Origin of the sequence: Butyricimonas sp. Marseille-P2440 (genome assembly GCF_900091675.1) — a bacterium.
In the GTDB taxonomy this organism is placed as follows: domain Bacteria; phylum Bacteroidota; class Bacteroidia; order Bacteroidales; family Marinifilaceae; genus Butyricimonas; species Butyricimonas synergistica.
In genome coordinates this window covers 1,158,026-1,180,768 of record NZ_LT594609.1, presented here as the reverse complement: position 1 = coordinate 1,180,768, position 22,743 = coordinate 1,158,026, and the positions used below count along the sequence as shown (strand labels likewise).

Below are 22,743 nucleotides of genomic sequence, written 5' to 3'. Positions count from 1 at the left end.
AAACCCAAATTCGTTACATGGCTTTTATACGCTTTACTAGTGGGAGGAATAATACAAGCCCTCATCGGACTATGCCAATTCGCTGGAATACTCGAGTCAAATAACACCACGTTCAAAATTACCGGAAGCTTCATGAACCCGGAACCTTACGGCGGCTTCCTCGCCCTATCCACTATAGTATGCCTCTCCACGTGGAAAAAAGAAACATACACATGGACAGGCTTTCACTTGCTATTACCATGCATTTTACTCCTGTTGACAACGACATTAATCCTATCCGATTCAAGAGCGGCTTGGCTTGCCGTGTTTGTTTCCTCTTGCTTCCTATTCATAAAAAGAAATACACCCTATCATCACTGGCACATGAAACTAGTTGTAGGACTCCTCGCCACGCTACTCGTCGTTGCCTTGTATTATTACAAAAAGCCTTCAGCCGACGTTCGGCTACTGACATGGAATTCAAGTTCGCTTATGTTTCTTGATAAACCGATACTCGGGCACGGTATCGGTAGTTTCCCGGCAAACTACATGCTATACCAAGCTCAATTCCTAAATGAACACCCCGGGGAAGAATGGGAAATCATCGCGGATAACAACATCACTGCGTTCAACGAGTTCATCCACCTAGCTTGCGAACAAGGTATAATTGGGTTACTCCTATTTCTGGGTTTATTCATTTCCGCTTTCTCCGACACCCAATCGACAAAACACGGACAGACCGCCCAAGTTTGCCTCGTCGCCTTGATCACTTTCGCGTTCTTTTCATACCCGGCGTCAATATACCCGATAAAACTCTGTTTCCCGTTACTACTCGGGATACTAGGTCAAAAAAGCAAAGTTGTAACGAGATTCAACCCAAGCCCCAAAGCCTACATATTACCAACCCTCATCATTAGTACAAGCATCTATTTTAACATGCGAGTCTACCTCATTTACCAAAAAGCTTACACGACACTAGAAAAACACGCCTACAATGAAATAAAACTCTTGCGGCACGAGAGAATAAATGAAACCCTCGGCGTCAAAAAACAACTATATACCCTCGCCCCGACCTCTTCTCTCTCTTGCGACATTGGAATGATACATTTGTATAAACACGAGCGGGACTCCGCCGAATATTATTTCAAACAAGCCAAAGAAATGACCCCCAACCACGTGTTACCGTTTTACGGGTTATGGTTAATAGCAAAAGACAAAAACGAAAAAGAACAATGTATCCAATTAAGCAAAACAATACTCGCACTACCCGCACGAGTGATAAACAACACTGTCCTTAAAGCAAGGAAAGAAGTTCAAGAATACTTAAAAACAACAAACCATGAAACAAATAATTAACCATCTACTTGCACTCTGCTGCATTGTCTCCATTCTTGTCGGATGTAGTCCTTCCAAACTCGACGAGGCTCTTGCCCTTGCCGGAGAAAACCGGACGGAACTGGAAAAAGTGTTACAACATTACTCGTCCCCCGACGACAGCCTAAAATGGCAAGCCGCCCGTTTCCTGATCGAGAACATGCCCGGACACTACACCCTCCGGGGGGACACCATCGATCAATATCGGCAAATCATCGACCGGGACACGGCAACTTCCTATTACTACAAAAAACTTTACGACATCATACTGGAACACTTCATTCAAGACTATAACAACACATACCGAGAAGAAGACGTGAAACACATCACCGCCGTCTACCTCACCCGACACATCGACGCCTCGTTCGAACTTGCCGAAAAGCAAAAAATACTCGACGTCATTCCCTTCGATTTCTTCCTCGAGTACGTCCTTCCCTATCGTTTCGGACACGAACGCCTCGACCTTTGGAGAGACTCCATGCAAGTAACCTCTCGAAACAATCCCTTGAATGCACTAATATACAATTTCAGAAATCTAAAATCGAATTTTAACCTGAATCCCCCTCAAAAAACAGACTCCAAACTCATCAACAAACTTTTGAAGACCACCCCTTCCGGGGATTGCTATTTCATAGCATACAAAGACACGTGGGAACATCGTTCGGTAGGACTCCCTTCTATGATTGACTGCATCCCTTTTTATTCCAATCGCAACGGTTATCATTACTGGCGCACCGATCCGCCACTCTTGTACCGCCCCACGACTGTGACGGGAGCTTTTGATCGAAGAACAGCAAAAATATACCGAAACAGCAAAAATATACCGACACACGTTTTCCCACAACCAGTACCTCGTCCCAGAACAAGACGAGTACATTCCTGATTTCTTTCAAAACCCGTTCATACAAGACGTAACTGATCAATACAACGCCACTATCGACATCCAAATTGAAAACAATTCCGGAATTTCACCCCGACACGCCTACCTATGCACATTCAATAATTTAAAATGGCAACCCATTGCTGCGGGAGAAATATCACACGGCAAAGCGACATTCCGACAAGTATCAAAAAACATCGTTTATCTCCCCATCTATTACACCCCATCCGGAACACCTCTCCTTTTCAATTACCCGTTTATCCTCACCTCCAAAGGAACCGTTAAACATCTTACCCCTTCCAACGAAACCATCACTCTCCATCTAGAACGCAAAAACCCGGATTTATCAGGTATGCTCTCCTATTACATGGAAAAACTTACAGGCACAATTATCGAAGCCTCCAATAACAAAAACTTCAAACATACGGATACCGTCTTCATTTTAAACACACCCGAGAAACTACACCACGAAGTCCATAACATGCACCCCACTAAAAAATACCAGTGGTACCGCATCCCCAAAACGTTCAACAAACATATTGCTGAATTGTATTTCACCAATCCCGAAGGCAAACAAATACAAGGTACCGTCGCCCCCACCTACCAAGCCACCATCGATGGGGATCCATTAACCTATGCGACAATATACAATAAAGAACTCGTCATTCGCTTCCCCACCCCCGTAACCATCAGCAAACTCGTTTGCTTACCAAGAAACGACGGGAACGGAATCTACCCCGGCAACCTATACGAATTATTCTACCACGATTCGAATGGCTGGCAATCCCTCGGTACACAGCAAGGCGACAATTTCGACCTCGAATACAACAATGTTCCCAAGAACGCCCTATACTGGCTACGCAACCTCACCACGGGAGTAGAGGAAAGAATATTCACGTGTTCAAACGGGGAAATCATCTTCTGGTAATTTAGCTGCAACAAACCCTTTTCCGCCGTGGCGAAATTCGCCACGGCGGAAAAGCACCAGAGTCTTGCCCGACAATATGTAAAAAAAGCGGAGAATTTTCATTCTCCGCTTTCTCGTGAGGGGGGTGGAAGACCGGGTTCGAACCGGCGACCTTCGGAACCACAATCCGACGCTCTAACCAACTGAGCTACATCCACCATTTTGCTTTTGCGCTGCAAAGATAGAACAAGTTTCGTTTCTCGCAAAGAAAAGCCACAAAAAATTTATCGTCGGAATTTAATTTTTCCCGTTTCGATCTCCCGGGCTGCGTAGCACAACTGCTCGTACCATTCCTCCCCGTATTTCGCGATCAAGGCATCTTTCAGGAATACGTACACCGGAACTCCCTCTTGCTCACCCTTCAGCCTGGCACAGTCACATATCTTCCATTGGTCGTAATTCATTGCCTCGTAATTCTGGTACTGCTTCACCCGGATCGGGTACAAATGACACGAGATAGGTTTCCGGAAACTACTTTCGCCCCGGCTCCACGATTTCTCGATAGCACACCAGCAACTTCCCCCCTCTTCTATCGCGTAGGCACATTCCCGTCCCCCGATCAACGGGGTCACCAGATCGCCTTCCATGTCGACCACAGAGAATCCCTGCTCCACAACAGCAGCCCTGCCCTCCGGCTTCATGTACGGCTTAATCTTCTCGTAATTCTCCCGGATCAATTCTGCCTCTTGTTCCTCCAATGGAGCCCCGGAATCTCCTTCCACACAACACACGCCCTTGCATGCCGCCAAATCACAACAAAACTTCTTCTCGAAAATATCAAGGCTTATAATTGTATCTCCTATCTGTATCATATTTTAATTGAAAATTGAAAGTACAAAATTGAAAATGTTTTTTCAAAGTTACAATAATCTTATCCCTATTTCTCTCGTGTTTAGCTAGAGATAAGTTAAATAACATATATTATTGTTTTATATCTATTATACTTACTTTATACCATCTCCCATTCAACTCCTATTCATCTCCTATTCAAAACCTATTATAAAAGGAAATTAATAGTATTTTAATAGAAATTAAATAAAAGTTAATACAGAGAAAATACTTTATATATCTATGATTTATACAATTAAAATTACTGAATACTCTGGGAACTCTCCTTGAAAACGGGAGGAAAAATATCAACTCAAAGGCTACCCGTGTAAAAACAAATAAGGGAGGCAGTTAATTCGAGAATTAACTTACCTCCCCTTCCACTAGTTGCAAATTGTGGTATTCTATATGTTTAAACCAACAAGGATTTACCCGTCATCTCTTTAGGCTGTGGAAGTCCCATGATAGCCAACACCGTGGGAGCGACATCCGCCAACACGCCGTCACGCAAATGATCGCATTTCAAATCGGTCACCCAGATACAAGGCACGGGGTTCAGCGAGTGTGCCGTATTGGGCGTTCCATCCTCGTTCACGGCATTGTCGGCATTCCCGTGATCGGCAATGATAAGCACGTCATAGCCGTTGGCGCGGGCAGCGGCGACCGTTTTCCCCACGCACTCGTCTACAGTGGCAACCGCTTTCTGTATCGCCTCGTACACGCCCGTGTGTCCCACCATATCGCCATTAGCGTAATTCAAGCAAATAAAATCGACCTCCCCCTTGTTCAACTCCTCCACGATCTTTTCCGTCACGACGGGAGCGGACATCTCGGGTTGCAAGTCATAAGTAGCCACCTTAGGAGAAGGCACCAGGATACGGGATTCTCCCTCGAAAGGTTCCTCCCGCCCGCCATTCAGGAAGAAAGTCACGTGCGCGTATTTCTCCGTCTCGGCGATACGCAATTGCTTCAACCCCTGACTGGAAATATATTCCCCGATGGTATTCACCACGTTGTCTTTATCGAAAAGGATATGCAATCCCTTGAATTTAGCGTCATAAGGAGTCATCGTGCAATAGTGCAATGGCAGGGTCTTCATACCGAACTCCGGCATGTCTTCCTGGGTCAACACGATCGTCAATTCCTTTGCCCGGTCGTTACGGAAGTTAAAGAAGATCACCGCATCGCCCTCCTGTATCGTGCTCAACGGTTTACCCGCCTCGTCGACACACGCTATCGGCTTCACGAACTCGTCGGTCACGCCCGCGTCATAGGAAGCCTGCATGGCTGCCACGGGGTCGGTTGCCGGAGTTCCCACGCCTTTCACGATCAAATCGTAAGCCTCTTTCACGCGTTCCCAGCGTTTGTCCCGGTCCATGGCGTAATAACGCCCGATGATGGAAGCGATCCGTCCTCCGGATTGTTTCATGTGATTTTCCAATTCTTCGATAAAACCTTTCCCGCTCTTGGGATCGGTGTCACGCCCGTCCATAAAACAATGAACAAAAGCCTTCTCCACGCCGAACTCTTTCGCCAAATCGCAAAGGGCGAAAAGATGATCCAGAGAACTGTGCACCCCCCCGTTGGAAACCAATCCCATGAAATGTATCTGTTTCCCCTTCTCGCGGGCGTAAGTGAACGCTTTCACGATCTCGGGATTTTGAGCGATCGAGTGGTCACGGCAAGCCCGGTTGATCTTTACCAGGTCTTGATAAACAACCCGTCCCGCACCGATATTCAAGTGCCCGACTTCGGAATTACCCATTTGTCCATCCGGCAAACCTACATTTTCACCACTCGTGTAAAGTAATGAACGAGGATTACAACTTGCCAACCCCGTGATATTCGGGGTCGGCGTACTCCCGATCGCGTCTGAATGGTCGTGTTTACCAATACCCCAACCATCCAATATCATCAACAATACTTTTTTCATATCTACTTTATTTATTCTTATTCTTATCTTCTAAACGATTAGCAAAGTTAAATTATAATATTCACTTTAACGCCTTATTTTCAGGGAAAATCAACGAAAACGTTTGCCTCGAAACGACTTGCCCTCCAAAATTCATCACAATACAGTCTATTTTTTCGCGACAAAAAATATAAACACACTAATCAAATGAATATCAATGCATCACAAATAAAAACGAATAATTCTTATTATTTTTATAGTACTGTGTATTGCATAATACTATTTTTTATTCATATCTTTGTCATGCAAAACTAAACAAATCAAGATATGAATATCGAGAACACACAGGCTCAAATGAGAAAAGGGATTCTGGAATACTGTATCTTGCTGATTATCGCACAGAAGGACGCTTACGTGCCGGATATAATCAGCAGACTGAAGTCTTCCCGGATGATCGTTGTCGAGGGCACGATCTACCCTTTGCTGACCCGCCTCAAAAACACGGGACTGCTCTCATATCGCTGGGAGGAATCATTACAAGGTCCACCACGCAAGTATTACAGCATCACGGAAACGGGACGGGAATTCCTCAAAGAACTGGAAACATCCTGGAATGAACTGACCGCTGCCGTGAACAACATTAAAGAAAACCATAATAGCTAAATTCCACGATCATGAAGAAGACATATACGATTAATCTTAGCGGAAAGATTTTCCATATTGATGATGACGCTCTGGATAAGTTGCAGACTTACATCAACACGCTCAATACATACTACTCCCGGGAAGAAGACGGAAACGAAATCATGGACGATATCGAAAACCGCATCGGCGAATTATTCACGGAATACCTGAAAGGACAATACCGGGAAGTAATCACCATCAATGATGTCGAACAGGTGATCGCCACGATGGGTTCCCCTGCCGATATTATCGACGAGGACGAACAGCCTCAAAAGACGACTCCCAAACAAGGGAAAAAATTATACCGCTCCCCGGACAACCGGGTTCTCGGGGGTGTTGCCGGGGGAATGGCTGCCTACTGGGGGATTTCACCCTTGTTGCTCCGGGTATGTTTTGTCATTATGACGTTCTATTACGGGATATTCTTTATCGTGTATATTATCTTATGGATTGCCGTGCCCAAGGCAAAAACGGCAATGCAGAAACTGGAGATGAAAGGACAAGACATAAACGTCTCTAATATAGAACGTTCGTTCAAAGAAGAATACCAAGAGGTCAAAAACAGCAAAGGAACTAAATACGTCAATTATGTCGGGAGAGGCATCACGAAAGCATTACGAATCGTGGCTAGAATTGTTGTCATTTTCTTGGGAATGATACTCTTTGCCGGTGGTATATTTTCCTTGTTCTCGCTGCTTTCCGCCCTATTTTTACCTCACTGGTATCCGTGGGGCGACAGCTACATGGGAATAAGTTATGCCCTCTCGACAACAAACCTAGTCTTTTGCAAAATCGGAATACTGTTCCTATTGGGAATTCCTATTATCATGGTCATTTTCATGGCGATCAAATTGTTGTTCTCCTTCAAGAGCAACAACAAGGCGATCGCCCTTTTTGCCCTCGTCGGATGGCTCATCGGTCTAGTTATGGTTATCTCCGTGGGTATTAGCGAAGGATCGACTTGGACTCCACAGACAAAAGACTATGAAGAAAGTTTACAACTAGATAAGTCCCAAACGCTCACGGTTCAAGTGAATGATCGCTACACCGTTCCCGTGGAAATATACTATACAGGAAAAGAAGTAGTTCAACTCGATGAAAACCGAGTATTTAAACCTCATTTTACAGTCTACCCTTCTCACAATAACAAAGGTGCAATCGTCGTGCGGTATTGTACCCACGAGAACAAGCCAAACTGGAAAAGTGTAACTTTTGACTACACGTACGGAAACGATACCCTACGATTCGATAATTACGCTCAACTGAATGATAAATGGAGGGCGCAGAGAGTGGAAATTCTTGTTTATTTGCCCGAAGGCACACGTATACAATTTACCCCACAGACCGCAAAATACTTAAAAGAAAACAGGCACACAAACCTTTTATATTCTGGACTAAACGACAATAAAACATTATTCATCATGCAAGACCGGAAACTCAAAGCTCTCCGGTAAAAAGAAGCGGCAGACCTTTTATCCCTTTGGTCTGCCGCTCTGTTTTTATTTTTTGCTATCGATGTCTTTTAACAATTCATCTACCGCTTTCTTTAGCTGCTCGTCTTCACCTTGGATGATCTTTTCAGGCGAATTGGCAATCTTCACGTCCGGTTCCAGTTGCTGGTTTTCCAGGTAACTCCCGTCATCTAAACGATACCCCACGATAGGGATCCCGAAGAAAAGCGACGGGTCTTGCAGAAATTCCCAAGACACGCTGGTCATCGTGCCCGGCACAGGCATCCCGACGATACGTCCCAGTCCCTGGTGCTTGTACACCCAAGGCGTACCGTGCGCGTTCGAGTAATTCGCCTCGCAGGTTAACATGATGGACGGTTTGTTCCAACGGCGGCTAGGCATATCGCAAGCCTCCCGACCGCGAACTACCTGCGTGAAATATTTTTTGCCGCTGAATAATATCTCTATATCCTCGTGTAAACGTCCGCCCCCGTTGAAACGCGTGTCAATAACTATTCCCTCCCGGTCATTGTATTTACCAAGAATATCTGAATACACGGAACGGAAACTCGGGTCATCCATGCTGGAAATATGCACGTATCCCAACCGACCACCGGAAAGACGATCCACGTCGGCAGCACGTTGTTTTACCCAACGTTTGTATAGTAAGCCGTTAAGGGCTCCTTTTCCTATCGGGAGGACAATTTCTTCCCAACGGGTTTTTGTTGAAGGGTCGTAAACAGACACCAACACCCGTTTGCCCGACTTGTTATTCAGCAAAGGATAGTAATCCATTCCCGCTTTCACCTCCTGACCGTCGATCTTCTCGATGATCATCCCGGCTTTTACCTTGGAACGGGCATGATCGAAAGGTCCTTTCTCGATCACTTCATCAATCAACAAACCGTCTTTCTTGTAATCCGGATTCAAAAACAACCCTAACTCCGCGGTAGCATCTCCATTCCCGCCGGAACGATAACCGGAACCCGTGTGCGACACGTTCAACTCGCCCAGCAACTCGCTCAACATCTCGGAGAAGTCGTAGTTATTATTGATATAAGGTAAATATTTCTCGTACTCCTTTGTCAATTTTGCCCAATCCACTCCGTGCATATCTTTCGTGTAGAAACGCTTCGCCTCTTGGCGGCGCACCCGGTCGAACATATACGCCCGCTCTGCTGCCAAATCCATTTCCATCTCGGCGGAATAAGCGACTGGTGATCTTTTCTCGGAAGCCAGGTTGATTTTTTGCATTCCACGGCTACCTAGCAAGAATAACTCTTTGCAGTCCTTATCCATCTCAAGGGAAGCCCATCCGCTGTTCAACTTGTGCATTACCCGGGTACTTCTCGCCCGCAGGTCGCTTACCCACAGATCATATCCGCCCTCGAAGGAAGACATATAATACAGCTTATCCCCGGATTTACTCAAGATGGCATCACCCAAAGAAGAAGAATTGGGAGTCAGGCGCATCACCCGGTCTTCAATATCTTTCAATTCGACCTCAATGTCTTTCTTCTCTTTCTTATCCGCTTTGACATCTTCCTTTTTATCCTCTTTTTTGCCTTTTGCCTCGGCTGCCGTTATTCGTTTTTCTTCCTCTTTCAACAACTCATAGCGTTCTTTATTCAAACGGAATTTATCATACGCGTCTTGATTCATAAAGACTATCATCACGTCCTGCAAGGACCCCCAAGAGGCGTGGTTACGCATTCCATAACGTTCGCTGGCAAAAAGAATGGCATTTCCATCGAGCACCCAGCGGGGATTGCTGTCAAAATAACCGCTGTTCGTCAAATTTACCATTTCCCCGCTCCCGTCAGCCTTCACGATAGCGATGTCGCTATACGGGTCATGGCGGTTTCCGATGATTTCCACGGCAAACCATTTCCCATCGGGCGACCACGTGTACGTGAAGCCGTCCCCGGTGCGGTATTGATATTTATCGTCCGCCACCTGCCGGACTTTTTTGGTTTTCAAGTCCACAACCATCAATTTCGTGCGGTCTTCAATGAACGCCAATTCCTTCCCGTCCGGGGAGAATTGCGGGGCAAAACGTTCTTTCGTGGAAGCGGGCAACACGGCTTCTTCCTCGATTAACGTGGCATTGGGAAAATTAGCTTCTTCATCCCGGGCTATCCTTGCCGTATAGATATTCCAGTTTCCACCCCGTTCGCTGGCATAAGCTATCGTCCGGTTATCCGGGGCAAAACTCAACCATTTCTCTTGTTCCGGCGTGGTGGTGATCTGTTTCGTTGTCGTGTAATCTGAAGAAGTCACGAACACATTCCCCCGGATAATCATTGCTACCTGTTTCCCGTCCGGAGATACCGCCGCACTCGTCGCTCCGGAAGTGAAGCGCAAAGAAGCTACATTATTTTTCCCCTCGTCGCCGATAATATCGACTTTCACTTTTACGGGTTTCCCTTGCGCATCCTTCACGTAAATCTCCCCGTCGTACCCGAAGCAAAGACGACCGTTGTCGGCAATACTCAAGAAACGCACCGGGTGTGTTTTAAAAGAAGTTACCGCTTTCACCTCAGACGGCTTATTCAAAGGAAAAGAATACACGTTGAAAGAACCACCCCTTTCGCTTAGGAAATAAACGGTTTGCTGATCGGGAGATAAAACAGGCGAACGATCTTCTCCCGCCCGGCTAATCAGAGGAGTATGCTTACCGCTTTTCATGTCATAACGATAAATATCCCGGGTGATGGAAGAAGTATGATGCTTCCGCCACTCGTTCTCTCCTCCTTTGCAATCCTGATACAAGAACATATCCCCGGATTTGGAAAAACAAATCTCTTCCGCCGGAGTAGCCAACACTTGCCGGGAACGCCCGCCGTTTACCGATACGGCGTACAATTCTGTCAAAGCCCCCTTCGGGAACAACGCACTTTGGGCGGGATCTTGGATTTGAGCACTATAAACGATCTCTTTCCCGTCGGGCGTAAACGTGTAGGGGATCTCTCTCGCCGAATTGGTGGTTACCCGACGAGCTTCACCTCCCCGGGCTGGCATCACGAATATATCGAAATTTCCGAAACGATCGCTCGTGAAAGCAATCTGCTTCCCATCCGACGACCAAACCGGGTGAGATTCGTATGCCGGGTGAGTCGTCAACTGGCGAGCCTCTCCCCCTTCCGAGGAAACGATATAAATATCTCCTTTATAACTAAATACAATTTGCTTCCCGTCAGGTGAAATTTTCGGGTAACGCATCCACAGCGGTCCTGCCTGCAACATGAAGCCTACTAACAAAAAAGTAATAGTCAATACGATTTTATTCATCCTTTATTTATTTTGGTTTTAATTTATCTTAGCTTGGAAATACGGGTATCTTTCATCCAAGAAAAACGAGAAAAGTCCGCACCTTGAATAATCGCCAAACCTTTCCCGTCCCGACCGGAATAACAATCCCTTACTTTTTCCAGGATATGATCTCCTTCCTGCCACACGATTTCTTCCCGTATAAAATCGGCAACAATCATTCCTCCGTAAAACTCAAGACAGGGGATCTCCCTTATCACTCCACCGGTATCCACGACCTCCACGACACGCTCATTCTCCAACACCACGTAGCCGTTGTGTATCAATTCAAACCCGGGTAACAGTATATAATTAGCTGCTATCTTTCGCATCTTAAATCCTAAACTCTATTTTTTCCTTGCATCCGGTCTTCTCTGAACCGAGGTAGGGATATCATACTCTTTCTCCAATTGTTTTTTTCTATTGTCACCCACGTACACCCGGTTCAAACGGGTATTCGTTACCCAACCGTCTATCTCTTTTGTCTTTACTTTTGCCCTTTTATCGATTTCGCTATCCACTATCTTCACGACTAATTTCGTATATATAGAATCCTTCACGTAATGACTCCAATTATAGTCCCGCGTACGGATAGAATCATACGTGCTGACAGGTATATCCCGAACTTTCAACGTGTCGTTTTCGGCAGACAAGAAATAAGACCGTATATAAGACCTCCTTCCCTGGATCCGCCGGTTCCACTTCAAGGCGGTATAGAAATTATACATACCCGGCACAATGCTATCCATCTCAACGAGCACGAATTGATTCCGTTTATCAAAATGTACCGTGTCCGCCTTCACGACACGCTCGGCATAAACGACCGAATCTTTCTTCGGTGCTTTCGGGTTCGTGGAATCCGGACGTATCGTATCCGCCACAGTCATCGTGTAGCCCGAGAATAAATTAATCGTATCGTCTTTCGTAAATTGACTCAATATCCGCATTTTCTGAGTCTGCCGACGATTAAGCGTATCGATTACCGCATCATACATCCGGTTGAACGCCGTGAAGTTCTTGGAGTAATAGTTCAGACAGGAGTCGAAATCCGACCGAGTGATTCCATACTTTTTAAACAGGTCGTTATAATATAAATAATTGTCTTTTTCGTCACGATGCTCCGGATTAGCAATTTTCAACACGCCATCCGCCATATGCATATCGATCAGCAAAGCCGTAAACTGGTCTTTATTCAACGCCACTTTCTTCGTGCAGGCAACGACAGAAACGGCAATCACGAATACCCATATAATATGTTTCATTCCCTTTTGTCTTTTTGTTTCTAGCATTTTCTTCTTAATTTTTCCCGTACCAATTTATTCAGTTTAGATGAGAAAAGGAACTCGTTGAGAGCCTGGTTGTCAGAGTACATGATATTCTCGTTGGAACCTTCCCACTCCTTATGCCCCTCGTGGATAAACAACACTTTTTCCCCGATCTCGAACACGGAGTTCATGTCGTGCGTGTTAATCACCGTGGTCATGTTATACTCGTGCGTGATCTCCGACAACAAATTATCAATAACGATAGAGGTCAAGGGATCCAACCCGGAGTTCGGCTCATCACAGAACAGGTATTTCGGCTGCAACACGATAGCCCTCGCTATGGCAACCCGTTTCTTCATACCTCCACTAAGTTCGGCAGGATAGAGGTTCTCGACGTTTTCAAGATTCACGCGGTTCAAACAGAAAAGGACACGTTCGACCTTTTCTTTCTCGGTCATCATAGAGAACAAATTCAAGGGAAATTTCACGTTTTCCATGACGGAAAGAGAATCGAACAAAGCGCCACCTTGAAAGACCACGCCCAATTCTTTCCGGATTTCCTTCAATTGCTTGGAATCCATCACTGTAATATCCCGGTCGTCATAAAATATCTTTCCCGCATCGATCGTGTGTAAACCAATCAAAGATTTCAACAAAACAGTTTTTCCCGAACCACTTTTTCCGATAATCATATTCACCTTACCCGGCTCGAACACGGCATCTATATCAAACAATACCTGCTTTTTATCAAATGATTTACATACTCCTTCCGCCCGTATCATTACAATAATATTTTGGTTAATATCACGTTAATAAGCAAGATCGCGATACTGCTATCGACAACCGCTTTCGTACTCGCCTTACCGACTTCCAGAGCTCCACCCTGTACGGAATACCCGTAAAACGCAGGAATCGATGTAAATATCACGGCAAAGAACAAGGTCTTGATGATCGAGTAAGTCACGTAATAAGGATTAAATGAAAAATGAAGCCCGTGGATGTAATCGTCATAATTGACCACCCCGGTAGCGATACCCGAGAGGATACCCCCGATAATCCCGATAAAAACACTGAATATGTAAAGAATAGGATTAACAATTAATGCTGCCGCAATTTTAGGTCCCACGAGATAAGATACAGAATTTATTCCCATCACTTCCAAAGCCTCTATCTGTTCCGTGATTTTCATGCTCCCGATCTCGGAAGCAATGTTACTCCCGATCTTTCCGGCAAGAATCAAACTCACGATGGTGGAAGAAAATTCCAACAACAAGGTTTCCCGGGTAAGATAACCAATCAAATAACGGGGCAACAGAGGACTGGACATATTGTAAGCCGTTTGCAAAGTCAACACGACTCCAATGAAAAAAGAGATTATCACCACCAACACGATAGAATTCAGCCCCAGTTTCTCCAACTCGTTGACTAATTCTCTCAAGTATACTCTCTTCTTCTCGGGCTTGGTGAACATCCGCCCCATAAACAATATGTACTCCCCTATCCTATTTAAAGCTTTCATCTGCATTAACTCCTTATATAAGACCCTCCTTGTCCTCCTTCTTCAAATTTTATCGTAAAAATAGAAATTATTCACGGATTTATTACTAATTTCGACAACAATAAGATGAAATTTAATTTTAAACTTATAACTAGAAATGAATAAGAACTCGTATTGCGTTATTATGGCCGGAGGATTGGGGAAACGCTTTTGGCCCGTAAGCACTAAAGCCTGTCCGAAACAATTTTGTGACATACTGAACGTCGGGAAAAGTTTTCTTCGCCAAACCTTCGAACGAGCAAACCAAATCTTTGAAACCCAAAACATCTTTATTGTCACGGGTGCTGCTTATGAAGAACTAACCAAAGAACAAATTCCGGAAATCCCAAGCGAGAATATTTTAAAAGAACCATTCGGGAAGAACACTGCCCCTTGTATCGCATATGCGGCATACCGGATTGCCCGGATCAACCCGGACGCTAATATGGTCGTTGTCCCTTCCGATCATTTTATCAGTAACGATGCCGTTTATGTCGACAACATACAAAAAGGTCTTGCCTTCGTGGAACAATTCGGCGGATTGCTCACGATCGGGATTAAACCGACCAGACCGGAAACCGGATACGGGTATATTCAAATTAAGAAAAACAAATTCTCTGAATTCATTTCTAAAGTAAAGACTTTCACAGAAAAACCGGATATCGAATTGGCAAAAGTGTTTCTATCATCCGGAGATTTCTTGTGGAACGCCGGAATATTCGTGTGGAAAGTGAAAGATATTATCGGGGAATTCAAAACTTATCTGGAAGATATTTACCTGCTATTCGAACAAGAATACAAGAACGCTAAAGACCCCGATTCACAAGAAAACATCACACATATTTATAGCCAATGCCGGAATATTTCCATCGACTTCGGTATCATGGAAAAATCTTCCAAGGTATATGTTATGAAAGGAGAGTTCGGTTGGTCTGACGTGGGCACGTGGCATTCATTCCACGAGATTAGCCCGAAGGACGAGAACGACAACGTATCCAACAGTGAACACGTGTTACTGACAGATACCAAAGGTTGTATCATCAATGTTCCCCAGGACAAGAAAGTCATCATCGAAGGTATTGAAAATGTGATTATCGCCGAGAATAATGACGTACTTATGATCTGCCACAGGGATCACGAAGACAACATCCGGCATTTTGACGATATGCTGAAACATACAAAAAAGGAGCTTTAAAAAGCTCCTTTTTATATCTTTATTTTCACCTCTTCTATCCGGGCGCTCTTGACGCTTAATACCTCGAAAACAATATTCTCGATTTCGATCTGTTCCCCCTCCTCGGGTATATCTTCATTGTAATACAATATCAACCCCGCTAACGTTTCATACTCTTCATCCTCGGGCAAATTCAAATCATATTTCTCGTTCAGGTAATCCACTTCCAGCCGACCGGAGAAGATAAATTCATTCGGGCTCAACTGCTCCTCTTTCAAGTTCAGACGGTCATGTTCGTCCTCAATCTCCCCAAAGATTTCCTCCATAATATCCTCTATCGTTGCCATTCCGGCTGTAATCCCAAATTCATCTACCACGACAGCAACACTTTTCTGTTCCTTCGTAAAAAGATTCAATAACCTCAATGCGGACATCGTTTCGGGAACAATCAATATCTTACTTACAGCTTTCTTTACCGTTTCCGGGTGATGGAATAAAGCTGACGAATGCACATAACCGATCACGTTGTCGATAGAGTCACGGTAGATCAATATCCGTGATAGTCCGGTCTTTACAAACAGATTCCGCAATTCATCCAAACTACTGTCTATCGGCAATGCCACAATATCCGGGCGAGGCACGATACATTCCCGCAATTTGATCTCCGAGAAATCCAAAGCATTGCGGAATAGTTTTATATCATGTTCGTCCTCATTTTCAACTCCTGCCGTTTCCCCTTCCTCAATCAAATTATTTAGATCGACTTTCCCGAATGCCCGGTTTTCTTCTTTTGCCAACTTCCGCCCCGTGAATATCCGAAGCAGCAATCCCCCGAACCAAACAGAAAAATAAGAGATCGGGAAAAACAGAATATAAAAGATAAACACGGGTACCGCAAAAATACGAAGGAACAAATTCGGGCGCAACCGGAAAACCGCTTTCGGCAAGAATTCACCCGACACCAACATGATGAGAGTAGAGATTAGAGTCACTAGTATCAACCTTAATCCTAACGAAATCCCATAACTTTCCAAACGAGGATCGAGATAATCGGACATGAAAATACCATAGACAACCATAACCACGTTGTTACCCACCAATATCGTGGTAATATACATCCCCGAATTAGAGATAAAAAGGTCGATCACCCGCTGCGTGATACCTTTATTCGATTTGTCGATCTCTATACGCAATTTATTGGATGCCATGAATGCGATCTCCATTCCCGAAAAGAAAGCAGACAACACCAAACAAATTAATATAGCTACTAATACTGACATTTAAGGTTGTTGTTTTTCTACAATGACTCCGGTAACTTTATTAAAGACCGGTTTTCGTAAAGATTGATCGGACTTGAATCCATTGTTCCCCTCGATAATATTCTCTTCCGAGGTTAAACGCGTATAACGGTCTGAATAGACAATCTCCTTCTTCATATCCCAGTAAAGAAGTTCTGTTTCCAACTTCTTACCCTCGGAATTGATAACCACAACTTCGTCACGCAATTCCCATAGCATTTCATCTTCCAGTTTTTTAGCGTATTTCGAAGTAATAGCACCTACCATCGTTCCGTCTTTCTCGTACAACTCGGCGTGAATCCCTTTCGGAAATTCATCGTATTTTTTATTTTCCTCGTCATACTTGTTGTAAAGCGGAGTCGTCACTCGATATTTCAATCGTGCCGAATCGGAATAAAACAATTCCATGTTTTCGCCGGACATATTAGGTAACCCAGCCCGTGCCGCCTCAATAGCATTCACCTCTTTTATATCCGTTTTGCACGAGAAAAGCATTACCGTCCCGAAAACGAGGACGGTAATGCTTCTTATCATTCTTAAAGCACGATATCGAAATATCATATATTATTCTTTAAATCTTGCAGTCGTTGTTTCGTTTATCCATCCGCCAACTTTTACAGATGCTCCTGCCGTAATGGAACGGAAAAAAGCATCATCTTTTGACGGGAAATAAACGGAATACTTCGCGATAAACTCGTTTGCTTTATCCGCAACCCCCGGATCAACTTGTTTTGCCTTGATAAATTTATCCACGGCAGCCCAGAATACGGTACGTTTCTCAAATTCGTCACCCTCGTAACTGTTACTAGCTGAAGCATAAGCCAGGCCGATGGTCAAATAAGCCTGTCCCAGATTCGGATTACTTTTTAAAGCAGCCAAAGCATATTTCTTGGCTTGCTGGTAATCCCGCTTCGTGGACAAATATACTTGAGCCAGATTCAGATTGTAATCACCCCGATCCGTCTCGTTGTCAGTCTTGTCAATAGCCTCTTTCAAATACTGCTCGAACTTGGGAATATCGTTCTTACGATAGAACATAATTGCCAATCCGTAAGCAGCCTCTGCACTCGGATCTTGATGATAAATACTTTCAGCTATCGTGGCATACAAAGGTAAATCTGTACACTCCTGCTTTTTCAACAACTTGTAAATATCTTTCAACACATCCAAATTATCCTTGTTTGCCTCGTACTTCTTGACTAACAACTCATTCAACGTCATACAATCAGCCAATCCGGTTTCAATAAACATGGCTTCCAGATTATCCTTACATACCAAGAAAGCCTCGCAACCTTTCTCTCCCGTACCGGCTTGTTGGTCGGCGAAATCAGCAAAGTCAATGTACAAATTAACGAAATCATCTTTCGACAATTGATTTTCTCTCGCCAACTGACACGCCGCATGGAAAGTCATATGAACCTGTACGGCAGGAACAATGTCCTTATCCATCTCGTAGGATTTCAACAAATTGTTAAAAGCATCCTTCACCATGTTGATATCGCCATTGGAATAACGGAATTGCGCCATACCTTTTTTCCCCAATACAACTCCCTCTCTATTATTGGGATTATTTCTCATGTACTGGTTACGGCGATCAAAAAGCATCAATAGAGTATCCACGTACTCTTTTTTCTTTGTCTTCTCAATCATATGCTCGAGGATTTTTTCCCCGCGAGCGTACACCGTCAATTGAAATGCCGGGGCATTCAAAAACAAATACCGCCAAGGGGCTAAAGCCTCCTCGAAATTTCCTTGTTTAAAATATTCTGTGTAAAGAGAAGCATTCAAGATTGTTTTTGCACTATCAAGCCCATACTTAGACTCCAACGTTTGCGCCTTCGTCCCGATAGTGAATAAACATATTCCCAATGCCAAAACAGCAATCTTTTTCATGGTCATCCCTTATTTAGTTATAGTTCGAATTAGTATTTTCATCATAGCAACCGTGTCCACGTGAACACCTTTGCAAAATTACCACTATTTTTCAAATACGGAAATCTATCTCCTATTTTTCACTGTCTATTAACCGTTTTTTGAAATTCTAAAACTCTATTTAGACCTAAGTTTACCAATTTATCCACAAAAAAGACCTGTCGATCCAGTGTCTTTTTCAAATATTCGCTTCCTCCTCCCGTAATAATCACCACCGCATCGGGATTATTATGGTAAGTTTCATCTATATAACCTCTTATTTCAAAAAGTATACCATTCATCACCCCATTCAGAATAGCATCATGTGTATTTTTGCCTATATAGCCATGATTTATATCACATTTTACGAGTGGTAAACTTACCGTAAACTCGTTCAACGCACGAAAACGTATCCCCAAACCCGGGGAAATATTCCCCCCGAGGAATTCCCCTGCCTCACTCACGAAATCATACGTGATAGCCGTCCCCGAATCGATAATCAACAGCTCTTTTCCAGGGAATAACGCAACCCCTCCCACGCAGCCGGCAATCCGATCCACACCCAAAGTCTTCGGGGTATCATATCCCAATTTGATCGGCAATGGCATTTCCGACGACATCTCACAAAAAAAAGTAGAAACACTCTTCAAATGCTCCCGTACTTCTTCGGATATAAATCCCGTACTCGACAAAATCATATTCACCTCTTGTCCCCGGTGCAAATAACCGGAAGCCAACTCGTACGCCTCCGGAATTCCCATTCCGCAAACGACCCAATCCCCTCCATCATAAACAGTATATTTAGTACGCGTATTTCCTATATCAACAATCAGATTCACGGCTTCCAGTTTTTCGTTTATACTAACTATTAGCTTTCATAAGCATATTCCCTCATCTCCCCAATAATCTTCGATACCTTATGAATATCCTTCACATCCGAGAAAATAAGACTCAACTTATCATTTTTCTCACTCATCTTGCAAGGTATGATTTGTTTCTGTACAAATTTAAGCAATTCCCCGAAAATCGGAGAAGCATAGAACGGGGAGTCTTGGTCACTAATAAAATAAATCACCATTCTATTGTTTTTCACCATCAATCGCTCTATTCCCAAGTCAATACATCTTTGCCGTATCCGTACAACCTCCATCAAACCACTTACCTGCTCCGGAATCTCCCCAAACCGATCTCGCATCTCGACCTCGAAACGCTGCAAAGCACTTTCGTCCGTGATATTATCCAATTCCCGGTACAAACGAATTCGCTCGCTCACGTTTTCCACGTAAGTGTCCGGTATCAACAAAGCAAAATCGGTATCGATCACGCAATCCGTTGTGAAAGCGGTAGGCCCATCCGTTTGCTCTTTTTGCAATTCCGGGAACTCCTCATCCCGCAACTCGAGCAATGCCTCATTCAAAATACGTTGATAAGCCTCGTACCCAATTTCCGCAATAAAGCCCGATTGCTCTCCCCCCAGGATATTCCCGGCTCCGCGAATATCCAAATCCTGCATAGCGATGTTGAAACCACTACCCAGTCCGCTAAAATCTTCGATTGCCTTCAACCGCCGCCGGGCATCCGAATTTACTAACTCCAAGGGAGGAGCCAACAAATAACAGAAAGCCTTTCGGTTGGAGCGTCCCACTCGTCCTCGCAACTGATGCAAATCACTCAGCCCGTAGTTTTGTGCTTGATTTATAATAATGGTATTGGCATTCGGAATATCCAACCCGGACTCCACAATAGTCGTGGCAATCAACACATCGTAATCCCCCCGGATGAAATCATGCATAACGGTTTCCAATTCCTCCCCGCTCATTTGCCCGTGCCCCACGCAACTTTTTATTCCCGGCACCAAACGATGTATCATGTACTGGATATCCCGGATATTATCTACCCGGTTGTGAATAAAGAAGATTTGTCCACCACGACTCACTTCATATGTAATCGCATCTTTAATGATTTTCTCGTCAAACCGGTGTAACTCTGTCACAATCGGATACCGGTTAGGCGGCGGCGTCCGGATAATCGACATATCACGTGCCCCCATCAACGAGAACTGCAATGTACGCGGAATCGGTGTTGCCGTCATGGTGATCGTATCCACGTTCAGCTTCAAACGCTTCAATTTTTCCTTTACAGCCACCCCGAATTTCTGTTCCTCATCCACGACCAGCAACCCGAGGTCTTTAAACTTCACGTCACTGCTTGTCAGGCGATGTGTACCTATAATAATATCTACTTTCCCCTCTTCCAGATCTTTTAGAACTCGTTTGATATCCGCACTTTTCTTCATCCGGCTGATATATTCTACCCGGCAAGGCATTCCCTCCAAACGCTTTTTGAAAGTATTGTAATGCTGATAAGCCAATACAGTTGTCGGAACAAGTACAGCCACCTGCTTACTATCCGCCACGGCTTTAAACGCTGCCCGAATAGCAACCTCCGTCTTCCCGAAGCCGACATCTCCACACACCAAACGATCCATCACGTGAGGTTTCTCCATATCCTCTTTCACCGCCTGAATAGCCTTCATCTGGTCGGGCGTTTCCTCATACATGAAAGAAGCCTCCAACTCATCCTGCAAGAAACTGTCTTTCGAAAATGCATAAGCCTCCTCACGACGGCGTTTGGCATACAAGGCGATTAACTCTCTGGCAATATCCTTCACCCGGGATTTCGTTCGCTGCTTCAACTTATTCCATGCCTCGCCTCCTAACTTGCTCACGGCTGGAGGCTCCCCTTCCTTACCCTTGTATTTGGATATCTTATGCAAGGAATGCAAACTCACGTACAATTCGGCATTATTTTTATAGACCAAACGTATCGCCTCTTGCACCCGACCGTCATTACTTATCTTTGTCAATCCCCCGAAACGCCCGATACCGTGATCGATATGCACCACGTAATCGCCGGGATGCAAGTTCTGCAATTCACTAATCGTGATAGACTCTCGCCCCTTGCGTATTTGAGTCGTCTTCAAACGGTACTTCTGGTAACGGTCAAAAATCTGGTGTTCCGTGTACACGCATATTTTAACATCCGCATCACTAAATCCCTCATGCACCGTCCCTTCCACCGGGACAAAATTAACCGAGTGCCCTTTGTCCGAAAATATATCCCTCAAACGCTGCAATTGCATATCATTTGTCGAACAAAGATATATCGTATAACCATCTTGCTGTTTATCCAACAAATGTTCCGCCAACAAATCGAATTGCTTGTTGACAGCGGACTGCACTTCAGCCTCCAGACGAAGCACATCCCCCCGGAAATAAAGTTCCGGTCCCCACTCGATCACGCTATTTTTCTCAATCGATAGAAATAGTTCCTCCGCCCCTATCAACAATTCTCCGGCATCTTCCTCTTTCAACGTCTTGATTCGATCATGAATCAACAACGAATTCTTCAACCACCACGTCGTTTCTTTCCCCAAAAACTCTGTCAATCCCACGTTTGACTCTTTTCTCGTTGCTTCGCTCAAATCGGGGACAATAACCACTCGTTCAATTAACTGCTCGGACAATTGCGTTTCCACGTCAAAATAACGAATGCTTTCTACTTCATCCCCGAAAAAGTCTATTCGCACGGGGCGCTCTTCTGCAAACGAATAAACATCAACGATACTACCCCGAATAGAGAATTGCCCGGGTTCATACACGAAATCACTACGCTCGAACCCGTACTCGGAAAGCAAAGATTCCAGAAAAGAGATAGATAACTTTTCGCCTTTAGCCACGGGCATCGACATATCTGCAAGCACGGCTTTACTGACTACTTTCTCGGCTAAAGCCTCCGTGTAAGTCACCACCATTCCCACTTGTTTCGCGGTCAAAGCATTCAACACCTCCGTGCGCACCAGTATCGAATCGTTATCCTTATCCTCGAAATTACCAGCCCGGCGATAAGAAGAAGGCAAGAACCGCACATTTTCTTCGTCAAAAAAAGTCAACAGATCATTATAGAAATAAGCAGCTTCCTCCTTATCGTTCATCACGAACAATTGAAGACTCCCCATCTCCTGCCCGACATTAGCACCGACAAACGAAACTATCGACCCGATCCCATTTTCCAGCTTTACCTTTATTCCCGGACGTTCTCTCAAACGCCGAGTGATTTTCTGGACAACAGGATGAGCCTGAAATAATTTCAATAATTCCTTTGCTTCCAAATT

The 22,743-nt window shown here is 44.5% G+C and carries 18 protein-coding genes and 1 tRNA gene; 6 read left to right on the top strand and 13 right to left on the bottom strand.

From position 1 onward, the window contains the following. Positions 1-39: 39 nt before the first annotated feature. Genes BN8899_RS10550 through BN8899_RS20945 form a run of 3 tightly spaced genes read left to right on the top strand, consistent with a single transcriptional unit; the run spans position 40 to position 3,161 of the window. Complete coding sequence (locus BN8899_RS10550; RefSeq protein ID WP_187376852.1) at positions 40-1,335, top strand: O-antigen ligase family protein; 1,296 nt, start codon at positions 40-42, stop codon at positions 1,333-1,335. Next, complete coding sequence (locus BN8899_RS10545) at positions 1,319-2,236, top strand: hypothetical protein (protein ID WP_065219341.1); 918 nt, start codon at positions 1,319-1,321, stop codon at positions 2,234-2,236. The genes BN8899_RS10550 and BN8899_RS10545 overlap by 17 nt, the downstream gene beginning before the upstream one ends. Then, positions 2,133-3,161, top strand: a complete 1,029-nt coding sequence (locus BN8899_RS20945) for a hypothetical protein (RefSeq protein ID WP_187376850.1) — start codon at positions 2,133-2,135, stop codon at positions 3,159-3,161. Before BN8899_RS10545 ends, BN8899_RS20945 begins: the two co-directional genes overlap by 104 nt. 122 nt (positions 3,162-3,283) lie before the next feature. Here BN8899_RS20945 and BN8899_RS10535 read toward each other — a convergent pair. The 3 genes from BN8899_RS10535 to gpmI all read right to left on the bottom strand — a co-directional run bounded on the left by BN8899_RS10535 (position 3,284) and on the right by gpmI (position 5,961). Beyond that, positions 3,284-3,359, bottom strand: a tRNA-His gene (locus BN8899_RS10535). A gap of 65 nt (positions 3,360-3,424) precedes the next feature. Continuing rightward, positions 3,425-4,012 (bottom strand): DUF3109 family protein, encoded by a 588-nt coding sequence (locus BN8899_RS10530; protein WP_018337559.1) that lies wholly within the window; start codon positions 4,010-4,012, stop codon positions 3,425-3,427. Positions 4,013-4,440: 428 nt separating this feature from the next. After that, complete coding sequence (gene gpmI, locus BN8899_RS10525; protein WP_065219339.1) at positions 4,441-5,961, bottom strand: 2,3-bisphosphoglycerate-independent phosphoglycerate mutase; 1,521 nt, start codon at positions 5,959-5,961, stop codon at positions 4,441-4,443. A gap of 306 nt (positions 5,962-6,267) precedes the next feature. On the opposite strand from gpmI, the gene BN8899_RS10520 reads away from it, so the two are divergent. Then, on the top strand, positions 6,268-6,603 hold the full coding sequence (locus tag BN8899_RS10520) for a PadR family transcriptional regulator (RefSeq protein WP_018337561.1): 336 nt from the start codon (positions 6,268-6,270) through the stop codon (positions 6,601-6,603). A gap of 11 nt (positions 6,604-6,614) precedes the next feature. After that, positions 6,615-8,078: a PspC domain-containing protein gene (locus BN8899_RS10515; RefSeq protein ID WP_065219338.1), complete on the top strand. Its 1,464-nt coding sequence runs from the start codon at positions 6,615-6,617 to the stop codon at positions 8,076-8,078. Between the two features lie 45 nt (positions 8,079-8,123). Here BN8899_RS10515 and BN8899_RS10510 read toward each other — a convergent pair whose 3' ends face one another. From BN8899_RS10510 to BN8899_RS10490, 5 genes are read right to left on the bottom strand one after another with little or no spacing between them, the layout of a single operon-like run. Next, positions 8,124-11,366, bottom strand: a complete 3,243-nt coding sequence (locus BN8899_RS10510; RefSeq protein WP_065219337.1) for a S41 family peptidase — start codon at positions 11,364-11,366, stop codon at positions 8,124-8,126. Positions 11,367-11,389: 23 nt separating this feature from the next. After that, the gene (locus BN8899_RS10505) at positions 11,390-11,716 is read right to left on the bottom strand and encodes a hypothetical protein (RefSeq protein ID WP_065219336.1); all 327 of its coding nucleotides are present in this window, start codon (positions 11,714-11,716) and stop codon (positions 11,390-11,392) included. A gap of 15 nt (positions 11,717-11,731) precedes the next feature. Then, complete coding sequence (locus BN8899_RS10500) at positions 11,732-12,646, bottom strand: DUF4296 domain-containing protein (protein WP_187376848.1); 915 nt, start codon at positions 12,644-12,646, stop codon at positions 11,732-11,734. Positions 12,647-12,666: 20 nt separating this feature from the next. Next, entirely contained in the window at positions 12,667-13,431 is a 765-nt protein-coding gene (locus BN8899_RS10495; RefSeq protein WP_018337566.1) for an ABC transporter ATP-binding protein, read from the bottom strand. Then, positions 13,431-14,168: an MlaE family ABC transporter permease gene (locus BN8899_RS10490; protein ID WP_026207472.1), complete on the bottom strand. Its 738-nt coding sequence runs from the start codon at positions 14,166-14,168 to the stop codon at positions 13,431-13,433. The genes BN8899_RS10495 and BN8899_RS10490 overlap by 1 nt, the downstream gene beginning before the upstream one ends. Before the next feature lie 136 nt (positions 14,169-14,304). Between BN8899_RS10490 and BN8899_RS10485 the strand changes: the two genes are divergently transcribed. Further along, entirely contained in the window at positions 14,305-15,381 is a 1,077-nt protein-coding gene (locus tag BN8899_RS10485; protein WP_018337568.1) for a mannose-1-phosphate guanylyltransferase, read from the top strand. A gap of 11 nt (positions 15,382-15,392) precedes the next feature. On the opposite strand, the gene BN8899_RS10480 is transcribed toward BN8899_RS10485, so the two are convergent. The 5 genes from BN8899_RS10480 to mfd all read right to left on the bottom strand — a co-directional run bounded on the left by BN8899_RS10480 (position 15,393) and on the right by mfd (position 22,740). Continuing rightward, positions 15,393-16,640: a hemolysin family protein gene (locus BN8899_RS10480; RefSeq protein ID WP_018337569.1), complete on the bottom strand. Its 1,248-nt coding sequence runs from the start codon at positions 16,638-16,640 to the stop codon at positions 15,393-15,395. Then, positions 16,641-17,219 (bottom strand): LPS export ABC transporter periplasmic protein LptC, encoded by a 579-nt coding sequence (lptC, locus tag BN8899_RS10475; protein WP_018337570.1) that lies wholly within the window; start codon positions 17,217-17,219, stop codon positions 16,641-16,643. Positions 17,220-17,222: 3 nt separating this feature from the next. Continuing rightward, positions 17,223-18,551 (bottom strand): tetratricopeptide repeat protein, encoded by a 1,329-nt coding sequence (locus tag BN8899_RS10470; protein ID WP_148375368.1) that lies wholly within the window; start codon positions 18,549-18,551, stop codon positions 17,223-17,225. A gap of 119 nt (positions 18,552-18,670) precedes the next feature. After that, positions 18,671-19,408, bottom strand: coding sequence for a type III pantothenate kinase (locus BN8899_RS10465; protein WP_065219334.1), 738 nt, complete (start codon positions 19,406-19,408; stop codon positions 18,671-18,673). A gap of 29 nt (positions 19,409-19,437) precedes the next feature. Continuing rightward, positions 19,438-22,740, bottom strand: coding sequence for a transcription-repair coupling factor (gene mfd, locus BN8899_RS10460; protein ID WP_018337573.1), 3,303 nt, complete (start codon positions 22,738-22,740; stop codon positions 19,438-19,440). Between the last annotated feature and the right edge of the window lie 3 nt (positions 22,741-22,743).